Raw genomic sequence first — 10,375 nt, 5'->3', positions numbered from 1 at the left:
GGGGTGCGGGGAACTTCGCAGTTCCCCGCACCCCCAGTGGTGTGCCCTTCGACCGGAGCGCCGGTCAGTTCTGCTGTGCGGCCGAGGGCGGCGTCCGGCCGAACTCGCAGTGGAGCGAGCGGTCGAGGCCCATCAGACGGATCACCCGGGACGGCTGGCGGGGAATCCCCTGCAGCACGACCGCCGCGTCCGCGGCGCAGTGTTCGTTGAGCCGGCGGAAGAGGTCGGCCCCCGCGCTGTCGCAGAAGGTCACCGCCGCGAGGTCGAGCACCAGCCCGCCGCTGCTGTTCTCCAGCAGGGGCAGCAGCCGGGGCTCCAGACGGGCGACGGTGTGGAGGTCCAGTTCGCCGTGCAGGGCGACCACGGTACGGCGGTCGGCGGGTCGGCGGGTGACCGAGGCGATTCCGGCCTCGGCGTGCGGTACGGGGAGGGGCAAGGAAGGCTCCTGTGCGGTGGTGCTCGGGTGGGTCTCCGCCACCGGCCGGGTTCCTCGCAAACCCGGTCGGCGGCAGAGCGGGTGACACCCCATCAGATCGAAAGGCGTCGGGGGAGGGCCGAAGGTCCCTAGTACCCGTTCCTCCCGCGGCTGCCGTGGGGCTCAGGCGTGCGGTACCACCGCGACCGGTGCCGAAGCGTGGTGAAGGACGGCGTGCGCCACCGATCCCAGGCGTGCACCCAGACCGTGCGCGCGGGTACGCCGTCCGACGACGACCAGGGCCGCTCCCGCCGAGGCCTCGACCAGCACGCCGGCCGGGCCGCCCGGCCTGACGGTCTCCGCGACCTCGACCTCCGGGTGCTTCTCCCGCCAGGGCAGTACGGCCTCCCGGACGAGCGCCGTCTCCAGGGTGCCGAGTTCGCGCAGTTCGCTCTCGGGCGGCACCCAGCCCGCGTAGCCGTAGGTCGGCGGCAGGTCCCAGCCGTGCACCACGCGGAGCCTCGCGCCGCGCAGGCCGGCCTCCCGGAAGGCGAAGGCGAGCACCGCGTCGGCGGGGGTCTGCGGGTCGAGACCGACGACGATCTCCGCCGCCTCCGCGCCCTCGCGCCGCTCACCGTCCGGCCGTCCCGCGCCCTGCGGGACGAGGACGACCGGGGAGTCCGTCCGTCCGGCGACCGCGAGGCTCACCGAGCCGACGAGCAGACCGCGGAACCCGCCGAGTCCGCGGGTGCCGAGCACCAGGAGCTCCGCGTCGCCGGCCGCGTCGAGCAGCGCCTCGGCGGGCCGGCCGTCGAGGAGTTCGCCGCGGATCGGCAGATCGGGGTGGGCGGCGGCGATCGCGGCCTCGGCGTCCCGCAGCAACTGCCGGGCCGCCGCCTGCAGATCGGTCGGCTCCCCGCGGCTGCCGCGGCCGGTCGGCGGACCGGCGTGCACGAGGAGGAGTTCGGTGCCGCGTCCGGCCGCCTCCTCGGCCGCCCAGTGTGCTGCGGTCAGGCTGCCCGGCGAGGTGTCGATACCGGCGATGACGGGTCGGGTCATGGCGCTGCCTTCCAAGTCGCTGCGGCCGATCGGGCCGGCACGAACGCTGACCCCTCCACTGTGCTGCGTCGCGGGCCGCCGTCCCAGGACCACAGGGCCGTGGTGGCGGGCCCATTGGTCCCTCGCCCGACCCCGGCCGGGTCAGCCGACGGTGGTGGAGCAGGACCTGGTGTCGAGCCGGGCGCGGCCGGTGAAGGCCTCGGTGCCGGCCTCGACGCTGCTGAGCCGGTCGGTGCGCTGCACCAGGTCGCGGCGGACGAGCGCCTGGAAGAAGGTGTTGAGGTCGAGGTCGCCGACGTACAGGTCCCAGGCGGTGCCCCAGCCGACGGTGTCGCCGGAGCGGTGGGTGTCCCAGGTGTTGTTGTTCACCCAGTACCGGCCCAGGTCGATCGACCGGTACGAGGCGCAGCCTGCGGCCTGCGCGGGCCCGGCGCCGATCGGCGGCAACCCCTCGGGGCGCGGCGGCAACTGAGGGGCAGACGCATCCCCTCACCCCGGAGGCACCCGCATGTCCGCTTCCCCGCACCGCCGTCCGCCCGGCCGCCGTCGGCTCACCCTGGCCGCCGGAGGTGCCGCGGCCGCGCTCGGTCTGGGCGCCGTCCCGCTGGCCCTGCACGCCGGCGCCGCCACCGGCACCGCGGCCACCGCCCCCGGCGCTGCCGCCGCTGCGGCCGGCGATCTCGGCCGGGCGGTGCTGCCCGCCAAGGACGGCTGGGCGGCGGAGGGCTCCGGCACCACCGGCGGCCGGGCCGCGGACGCCGCGCACACCTTCACCGTCTCCACCCGCGCCGAGTTGGTGAAGGCGCTGGCCGCCGGCCCGTCCGGGGCGCCGCGGATCATCCGGGTCAAGGGCACCGTCGACGCCAACACGGACGACGCCGGCAAGCCGCTCGGCTGCGACGACTACGCCGCCGGCACCGGGTATTCGCTCGCGGCCTACCTCAAGGCCTACGACCCCGCGGTGTGGGGCCGGACGAAGCTGCCCTCCGGCACACAGGAGGACGCCCGCCGTGCGGCCCAGGCCAGGCAGGCGGCCCGCGTCGTGCTCACCGTGCCCTCGCACACCACCATCGTCGGCGTACCCGGCACCGGCGCGGGCATCACCGGCGGCAGCCTCGTGGTCAAGAACGCCGACGACGTGATCGTCCGCAATCTCGCCCTCACCGACGTCCGCGACTGCTTCCCGCAGTGGGACCCGACCGACGGCTCCACCGGCAACTGGAACTCCGCCTACGACGCCGTCTCGCTGCGCGGTGCCACCCACGTCTGGGTCGACCACAACACCTTCTCCGACGCCCCGCACTTCGACGCCGCCAACCCGACCCGCTTCGGCCGTGAGTACCAGGTCCACGACGGCGCGCTGGACATCACCAACGCCTCCGACCTGGTCACCGCCTCGTACAACCGGTTCAGCAACCACGACAAGACGATGCTGATCGGCAGCAGCGACAAGGACACCAAGCTGCGCGTCACCCTGCACCACAACGTCTTCGAGGGCATCGTCCAGCGCGCCCCGCTCGCCCGCGTCGGGCAGATCCACCTGTACGACAACTACTACGACACCACCAAGACCAACGGCTACGCGCACGGTTACAGCGTCGACTCCCGGGCCGGCGCGCAGATCGTGGCGCAGAACAACCACTGGCGGCTGTCGTCGGACCGCAAGGCCGCCCAACTGCTCAGCGGCGACGGCACCGGCGCGTTCGCCGGCAGCGGCAACCTCGTCAACGGCAGCACGGTGGACCTGGTCGCCGCGTACAACGCCGCCAACTCCAAGAAGATCAGGGCGACCGCCGACTGGCGGCCCACCCTCGCCGCCGGCCTGGAGCCCGCCGCCGCGCTGCCCGCCGAACTGCCGAAGAAGGCCGGCGCCGGCGTGCTCACCGAGAGCGGCGGCGCGGCCACCGCCCCGGTGACGGCCGGCCGGACCCTGACCGTCGCCGCCGACGGCTCCGCCGCGTACCGCACCGTGCAGGCCGCCGTGGACGCTGCCGCCGCGGGCGACACCGTGCTGATCGCGCGCGGCACCTACCGCGGGACGGTCAACGTCCCGGCCGCCAAGAAGGGCCTGACCCTCAAGGGCGCCACCGGCAACGCCGAGGACGTGGTCCTCAGCTACGACAACGCGGCCGGCACGGCCAGGCCCGGCGGCGGCACCTACGGCACCGAGGGCAGTGCCACCCTCACCGTGTCGGCGAACGACACCACCGTCACCGGCCTCACCGTGCAGAACACCTTCGAGCGCTCCGCCCACCCGGAGATCACCGCGACCCAGGCGGTCGCCCTCGCCGCCCGCGGCGACCGGCAGCAGTACCTCAACTCCCGCTTCATCGGCCACCAGGACACCGTGCTGAACTGGGCGCCCAGCGCCACCGGCCAGTACCGCCAGTACTTCCGCAACTCCTTCGTCGCGGGCGACGTCGACTTCGTCTTCGGCAACGCCACCGCCGTCTACGACCGGGTCAACATCACCCTGCGCGACCGCGGCGCCGCCGCCGGCGGCAACAACGGCTACCTCGCCGCGCCCAACACCGACGCGGCCAGGAAGTACGGCATCCTCGTCACCGACAGCACGATCAGCAGCAGCGCCAAGGCGAACACCTTCCACCTGGGCCGCCCCTGGCGGACCGGCCCGACCGCCGTCGGGCAGCTCCTGATCCGCAACACCGTGCTGCCCGCCGCGGTGAAGACCGCCGCCCCGTGGACGGACATGGGCGGCTTCTCCTGGAAGTCCGCACGCTTCGCAGAGTACGCCAACACCGGCCCCGGCGCGGCCGTCAACGCCTCCCGGCCGCAGCTCACCGCGGCCCAGGCCGCCGCGTACACCGCCCGCGCCTACCTGGCCGGCACCGACGGCTGGAACCCGGTCGGCTGACCCGCTCCGCCCCGCCTCTACTCGCCGGTAGTAGGGGTCTGGACCTGTCGAAAGGACGTGCTGTCGGGCTGTTACGCTGCCGCCTCCTCCCTTCCTGGGAACGCTCACAGCCCATCGAGAGGGCGTACCACAGGCATGATCCCCGACGAGGCGACCGCGGACCTCCACGCCTTCTTCGACCGTCACCACGCCGAACTCGCCCGCCTGGCCCACCTGCTGACGGGCGGGGCGGAGGCTGCCGACGACCTCGCCGCCGACGCCCTGGCCGGGCTCGGGCGCCACTGGGAGCAGGTGCTGCGCACCGGCTCCATGCTCGCCCGGGCCCGCGGCGAGGTCGTCCGCCTGGCCCGGGCCCGCGACCGTGCCGCAGCCCTGAGGCCGCGGCGCACCGTACCGGCGGCGGGCAGCGGGGACGTCCTGGCCGCACTGCGGCGACTGCCCTTCCGTCGGCGCGCCTGCGTGGTGCTCCGGTACGCCTTCGACCTCCCGGCGGCGGAGGCCGCGCAGGCTCTGGGCACGGCGGTCGGTACGGTGGAGCGCCGCACCGCGAAGGGCGCGGCGGAACTGCAACGGCAGCTCGGCACCCGGGCCGCCGACGGACTGATGGGAAGGAGGAACCGATGACGGACGGACCGACGAACGACGAACTGCGCGGCCTGCTGCGGGAGGCCGCCGAGGCCCACCGCCCCGACCGGGCCCGGATGCTGGCCAGGATCGAACGCGCCACGGCCGGCCCCGCGCGGGGTGGCACCCGCCGCAGCAGCACCGCTCTCTCCTGGCCCAAGGTGCTGCTCGCCTCCCTCGCCACGGCCGGCGTGATGGCGGCCGGCGGACTCGCCGTCGCCGCGATCGTGCAGCCCCCGGCCCCCCGGCCCTCGCCCACCGCGGCCGCCGCCCCGACGGCTTCGGCCACCGGGCCGGCGACCGGCAGCGCGGCTCCCGCCGACCCCACCCCGTCCACCGGGCCCTCCCACGACTCACCGACCGCACCGGGGCCCAGCAGGACCCCGACCCGCTCCGCCGGAGCCTCCGCCACCCCCGACCGCTCCCCGGCACCCCCCGCGGCCGGCAGCCGCACCGAGGACGGACCGCTCTGGGCCGACGGCTCCGTCGACCCGCACAGCCTCCCCTTCTGGACGCAGAGCAACGTCACCCTCAAGACCCGGCAGCCGCTCAGCGCCCTCACCGTGGAGCTGCGCATCGCCCTGACCGCCGGCGTCAAGGACACCGGCCACTGGCAGACCCGCCCCGCCGACGACTTCACCGTCACCGTGCGCGAGGAGTCCGGCTTCCTGGTCTACCGGTGGACCCTCAGGCCGGGCCGGAGCGTGCCCGCCGGGGAGCACGTCTTCGCCGGCCAGTTCAACCACGCCGACGGCGGCCGCGACGCCAAGGACGACGCCTACCGCGCCGACGCCACCGCCCCCGGCGGCCCCGCCGCGGTCTGGGGCGACTTCGCCCGTACCGGCTGAGCGGTACGGCCCCGGCCGACCGGCTTCCGGACGGCTCGTCAAAGAACCTCCCCTCCTTCGGCAACCTTCCGCCGACGGGCGGCAACCAGGGAGCGGACACCGGTCCGTCGGGCCGTCGGGCACGGCGTTCCGGTGTCGAGCGGCCCCGGAGTTCCGGGATGCATGTCTTCCCCCGTACCGACAGTTGCCAAGGATTCGTGAGACGTGAGCAAGCGAGCGATACGTCCCAAGCGCGGCAGGATCGCGGCCCTGGGCGGCGTGGCCGCCCTGATGACCGCCGGCATCGCGGGCGGCCTGTGGGCCGGCGCGGACGCGGCCGCACCGGCGCCGGCCCCCGGCGCTGCCTACACCCTGGTGAACGCCGCGAGCGGGCTGTGCCTGCAGGCGCCACCGGCCGGCGCGGACGGTGTGCAGCTCACCCAGGCGGGCTGCGGCGGCCAGACGCAGACCTGGACGCTGACCGCCTCCGGCAGCGGCTTCCGGCTGGTGGCCGCGCACAGCGGTGCCTGCGCGGGCGTCCGGGACGCGAAGACCGGTGCGGGTGCGGCCGTGCAGCAGGAGGCGTGCGACGACGCGGCGGCCTCGCAGCGCTGGACGGTGACGGCCGTCGAGGGCGGCTTCCGCGTGGTGAACGCCGGCAGCGGCAAGTGCCTTGCGGTCAAGGACGGTTCCACCGCCGCCGGCGCCCCGGTGCAGCAGAACTCCTGCGACTCGGCGGCGGCCAAGCGCTGGGCGTTCAAGGCGGCCGGCACCGCGCCGACCCCCACGGCGACCGCCACCGCCAAGCCCAGCGCGAGCGCGACGGCGAAGCCCACGGCGACGGCCACCACCAAGCCCACCGCCACCGGTGGGACCGGGACCGGTGCCGTGCCGGCCTGGCCGACCCCGCAGGGCGCCGACGTGCCGCTGACTTCGACCCAGCAGGTCGCCAAGCTCTTCGACGGCGGCGGCAAGCGCTTCGTCGGCAAGGGCGCCCTGGGCACCGGCGGTCAGTCGGAGAGCCAGCCCGCGATGTTCGAACTCGCCGACGGTGCCGTGCTCCAGAACGTGATCCTCGGCGACCCGGCCGCCGACGGCGTTCACTGCAAGGGCAGTTGCACCCTGCGGAACGTGTGGTGGGAGAACGTCGGCGAGGACGCCGCCACCTTCAAGGGCACCTCGGCCGCCCAGGTGATGACGGTCGACGGCGGCGGTGCGCGCGGCGCGGCGGACAAGGTCTTCCAGCACAACGGCCCCGGCACCTTCGTCATCAAGAACTTCCGGGTCGAGGACTTCGGCAAGCTCTACCGATCCTGCGGCAACTGCAAGACGCAGTACCCGCGGCACGTCGTCATCGACAACGTGATCGCCACCGCCCCCGGCAAGAAGATCGTCGGCATCAACTCCAACCTGGGCGACACCGCGAAGATCACCCGCCTGACCGTCGTCGGCGACAGCAGCAAGAAGATCACGGTCTGCCAGCGCTTCACCGGCGTCACCTCGGGTGAGCCCAAGGAGGCCGGCAGCGGACCGGACGGCACCAACTGCCTCTACGCCGCGGCCGATGTGACCTACAAGCCCTGACCCCGGCACCCCGCGGGGCGTGTGGGTGCCTCCACGCGCCCCCATGGGGTGCCCTGTCCCTTCGACAACACGCCCCGTGCCGCCGCCGGAACCGTGATCGCCGTTCCTGTGGCGAGCGGGGCGGCGGCGCCGCTACGGTGGGCGCCATGGGGTTGGGATCTTGGTGGCGCGGTTCCTCCGCAGCCTCCCGCAATCGGCACAGCGACACTGCTCCGCCCACCGAGGAGGCGGTACTCGCCCTGGTGGCCGAGCAGTTGGCGGAGATCAGCGGCGACCGCTGGACGGCCGGGCCGGATGCGGCCGCCGGGCCCGGCACGATCGCCGTGGTGCCCGCCGCACTGCACGGCGACGGCCCTGTCCACCTCGACCTCACCGTCCTCCTGGACGCGTCCCGTCCGGAGGCCGGCGCGGTGACCGACTGCGTCGCCGGGTTCGCGGCGTCCTCGGAGCCTGCCGCGCGCCGCGCGGTGGAGGTGTGGGCCGCGACCGCGGGTGTCACCGTCCTCGAACTCCTCGCCCACAACGGCCGGTTCGCCGGCCACCTGCACCCGGACGACGCGGACGGGCTGCCCGGCTGGCACGCCGTGCACGGCGGCATCGTGGCCTGGGGCTCGGGCGAGCGCCACAACGCCGTCCAGGACTGGATGCTGAACCGCCCCGTCCTGCCGCGGCTCGCCGGGGCCTTCGCGGACGGCTTCGCCCGGGACCGGCTGGTCGGTGTCTCGCTGCTGTTCGGCGGCGGGGCCGGCGAGGAGACCGCCGAGGTCCGGGTCGACGGCGAACTGCACGAGCAGGCGTCCAAGGCGCTGCTGGCCCTGGACTGGCCGCGGCCGGAGGCGGGTACCGCCTACGCGCGGACCTTCGTGCTGCTGGTCCGTCGGCAGCGTCCCTGAGCGGGGCGGGGAGTTCAGCGCGCGGCCAGCGGGTAGGCGTGTGCGCCGGCCGGCCCCGGGTAGTCGGGCAGCCAGCGGGCGAGCACCAGCCCCGAGGGGTGGAACATCGGTTCGGGCAGCTCGTCCACGGCGAACCGTTCCCACCCGGCGCAGCTGTGCGGCTCGGTGACGTACGCCGGGGCGTCGCTGGGCGGGGCCAGTACGGCGGCGGTCAGCCGGGGCCGGCCGAGCTCGTGGTCGAGCAGGACGGCGAGCACCCGCATCGCGTCGGCGGGGAGCACGATGCCGGTCTCCTCGGCGAGTTCGCGGGCGGCGGCCTCCTCGAAGGACTCGCCGGTGCCGTCGACCTTGCCGCCGGGGAGGCTCCAGGTGGGCGGCTCCCCGGCGGTGGTGCGGCGGCCGACCAGGACCCGGCCGTCGGTGGTGGGCACGATCACCCCCGCACCGATGATCGGGCCACCGGCGCCCGGGCCTGCGGTCACCAGGCCGCCTTGGAGTAGTCCTTGAGGAAGCAGCCGTACAGGTCCTCGCCGAGCTCGCCGCGGACGATCGGGTCGTAGACCCGGGCGGCGCCGTCGACGAGGTCGAGCGGGGCGTGGAAGCCCTCGTCGTGCAGGCGCATCTTGTCGGGGTGCGGCCGCTCGTCGGTGATCCAGCCGGTGTCGACGGCGGTCATCAGGATGCCGTCGGTCCGGTACATCTCCTCGGCGCTGGTGCGGGTGAGCATGTTCAGCGCGGCCTTGGCCATGTTGGTGTGCGGGTGACCCGCGCCCTTGTAGCCGCGGCTGAAGACGCCCTCCATGGCGGAGACGTTGACGATGTACTTGCGCCGGGCGGCGGAGGCGGCCAGTGCCGACCGCAGCCGGCTGATCAGGATGAACGGCGCCGTGGAGTTGCAGAGCTGCACCTCCAGCAGCTCCATCGGGCCGACCTCCTCGACGGTCTGCACCCAGCTGTTGGTGGGGGAGAGGTCGGGGACGAGTCCGCCGGCGTCGATGGCGGTGCCGGCCTCGATCCGGGCGGGCGAGGCGGAGCCGGTGACCAGGGCGAGGGAGGTGACGTCCTCGGCGCTGATCCGGTCGCTGTTGCCGGTGGCCTGGCCGGGCAGCGCCGGGACGTCGACGCTGCCGCTGCCGAAGCGGCCGATGACGGTGGAGGAGGGCAGTTCGCCCGCGGGCAGCGGGGCCGACTCCGCGGCGACGAGCTCCCGGTAGGACTCGGGCGGCCGGCGGACGGTCTGCGCCGCGTTGTTGATCAGGATGTCCAGCGGGCCGTCCGCGGCGACCTCGTCGGCCAGCGCCATGACCTGGGCCGGGTCGCGCAGGTCGATGCCGATGATCTTCAGGCGGTGGATCCACCGGTCGCTGTCCGGCATCGCCTTGAAACGGCGGATGGCGTCGTTGGGGAAGCGCGTGGTGATGGTGGTGTGGGCGCCGTCGCGCAGCAGGCAGAGCGCGATGTACATGCCGATCTTGGCGCGGCCGCCGGTGAGCAGGGCGCGCCGGCCGGTGAGGTCGGCGCGGGCGCTGCGGCGGGCGTGGTTGAGCGCGGCGCAGCTGCGGCACAGCTGGTGGTAGAAGGCGTCGACCTCGACGTACCGCTGCTTGCAGGTGTAGCAGGAGCGGGGGCGCTCGAGTATCCCGGCGATCTCGGTGGTGGTCTCGGTGGTCAGGCCGAAGGCGCCGGCGGTCTCGTCGTCGATCCGGCCGGGTGCGCCGGTCGCGGTGCGCGAGGTGACCAGCCGGTCGTTGGCGGTCTTGCGGGCGCGGGTCTCCTGGCGGCGGCGCTGCTTGAGCGTGCGGAAGATGCCGCCGACCGCCTTGCGGACGGTGATTGCGTCCGGGTGGTCCACGTGCAGGTCGTCGAGCTCGGCGAGCACGTCCAGGCACAGGGCCAGCCGCTCCGGGTCGATGCCCGGGCCGTGGTCGATGTCCTCCTCGGCCGCCTGGTCCTGCTCGGTCCTGATCTGGGTCTGGGTGTCCGGGCCCGCCGTCATGCCTGCTGCTGCTTCCCTCGTTGCGCCGCCTGTACCGGCGAATGCTACGGGAGCGGCCGGACGTGGGGCGAAAAGTAATACCTGCATCAGCATTGCAGGAGT

The 10,375-nt window shown here is 74.3% G+C and carries 10 protein-coding genes and 1 pseudogene; 6 read left to right on the top strand and 5 right to left on the bottom strand.

Annotation, left to right across the window (positions count from 1 at the left end):
- Window positions 1-64: 64 nt before the first annotated feature.
- The 3 genes from AB0M03_RS18035 to AB0M03_RS18025 all read right to left on the bottom strand — a co-directional run bounded on the left by AB0M03_RS18035 (window position 65) and on the right by AB0M03_RS18025 (window position 1,942).
- The gene (locus AB0M03_RS18035; RefSeq protein ID WP_363492510.1) at window positions 65-436 is read right to left on the bottom strand and encodes an STAS domain-containing protein; all 372 of its coding nucleotides are present in this window, start codon (window positions 434-436) and stop codon (window positions 65-67) included.
- 162 nt (window positions 437-598) lie between these two features.
- Entirely contained in the window at window positions 599-1,474 is an 876-nt protein-coding gene (locus AB0M03_RS18030; RefSeq protein ID WP_363492509.1) for a universal stress protein, read from the bottom strand.
- A 141-nt stretch (window positions 1,475-1,615) separates the two neighbouring features.
- Window positions 1,616-1,942: a hypothetical protein gene (locus AB0M03_RS18025; RefSeq protein WP_363492508.1), complete on the bottom strand. Its 327-nt coding sequence runs from the start codon at window positions 1,940-1,942 to the stop codon at window positions 1,616-1,618.
- A gap of 40 nt (window positions 1,943-1,982) precedes the next feature.
- Here AB0M03_RS18025 and AB0M03_RS18020 point away from each other — a divergent pair.
- The 6 genes and pseudogenes from AB0M03_RS18020 to AB0M03_RS17995 form a co-directional block, all read left to right on the top strand.
- Window positions 1,983-3,329 (top strand): annotated as a pseudogene (locus AB0M03_RS18020) (polysaccharide lyase family 1 protein); the annotation flags it as partial.
- Window positions 3,330-3,350: 21 nt separating this feature from the next.
- Window positions 3,351-4,349: a pectinesterase family protein gene (locus AB0M03_RS18015; RefSeq protein WP_363492517.1), complete on the top strand. Its 999-nt coding sequence runs from the start codon at window positions 3,351-3,353 to the stop codon at window positions 4,347-4,349.
- A 135-nt stretch (window positions 4,350-4,484) separates the two neighbouring features.
- Window positions 4,485-4,973, top strand: a complete 489-nt coding sequence (locus AB0M03_RS18010) for a sigma factor-like helix-turn-helix DNA-binding protein (protein ID WP_363492507.1) — start codon at window positions 4,485-4,487, stop codon at window positions 4,971-4,973.
- A complete protein-coding gene (locus tag AB0M03_RS18005) occupies window positions 4,970-5,821 on the top strand; it encodes a hypothetical protein (protein WP_363492506.1) in 852 nt (283 codons plus the stop codon). Before AB0M03_RS18010 ends, AB0M03_RS18005 begins: the two co-directional genes overlap by 4 nt.
- A 204-nt stretch (window positions 5,822-6,025) precedes the next feature.
- Window positions 6,026-7,384, top strand: a complete 1,359-nt coding sequence (locus tag AB0M03_RS18000) for a pectate lyase (protein WP_363492505.1) — start codon at window positions 6,026-6,028, stop codon at window positions 7,382-7,384.
- A 146-nt stretch (window positions 7,385-7,530) separates the two neighbouring features.
- The gene (locus AB0M03_RS17995) at window positions 7,531-8,277 is read left to right on the top strand and encodes a DUF6348 family protein (protein ID WP_363492504.1); all 747 of its coding nucleotides are present in this window, start codon (window positions 7,531-7,533) and stop codon (window positions 8,275-8,277) included.
- A gap of 14 nt (window positions 8,278-8,291) precedes the next feature.
- Here the strand turns inward: AB0M03_RS17995 and AB0M03_RS17990 are convergent, their stop codons facing one another.
- Both AB0M03_RS17990 and AB0M03_RS17985 read right to left on the bottom strand, forming a co-directional pair.
- Window positions 8,292-8,759: an NUDIX domain-containing protein gene (locus AB0M03_RS17990; RefSeq protein ID WP_363492503.1), complete on the bottom strand. Its 468-nt coding sequence runs from the start codon at window positions 8,757-8,759 to the stop codon at window positions 8,292-8,294.
- Complete coding sequence (locus AB0M03_RS17985; RefSeq protein WP_363492502.1) at window positions 8,756-10,273, bottom strand: SDR family NAD(P)-dependent oxidoreductase; 1,518 nt, start codon at window positions 10,271-10,273, stop codon at window positions 8,756-8,758. Before AB0M03_RS17985 ends, AB0M03_RS17990 begins: the two co-directional genes overlap by 4 nt.
- Window positions 10,274-10,375: the final 102 nt, after the last annotated feature.

This window comes from Kitasatospora sp. NPDC051914, assembly GCF_040680995.1.
In the GTDB taxonomy this organism is placed as follows: Bacteria; Actinomycetota; Actinomycetes; order Streptomycetales; family Streptomycetaceae; genus Kitasatospora.
This window is presented reverse-complemented; position numbering and strand designations above follow the sequence as displayed.

Bases quoted from the DNA above. Each gene is read 5' to 3' on its own strand.
- AB0M03_RS18030 (WP_363492509.1), bottom strand. From the start codon at position 1,474: ATGACCCGACCCGTCATCGCCGGTATCGACACCTCGCCGGGCAGCCTG.
- AB0M03_RS18010 (WP_363492507.1), top strand. From the start codon at position 4,485: ATGATCCCCGACGAGGCGACCGCGGACCTCCACGCCTTCTTCGACCGT.
- AB0M03_RS18005 (WP_363492506.1), top strand. From the start codon at position 4,970: ATGACGGACGGACCGACGAACGACGAACTGCGCGGCCTGCTGCGGGAG.
- AB0M03_RS17995 (WP_363492504.1), top strand. From the start codon at position 7,531: ATGGGGTTGGGATCTTGGTGGCGCGGTTCCTCCGCAGCCTCCCGCAAT.
- AB0M03_RS17985 (WP_363492502.1), bottom strand. From the start codon at position 10,273: ATGACGGCGGGCCCGGACACCCAGACCCAGATCAGGACCGAGCAGGAC.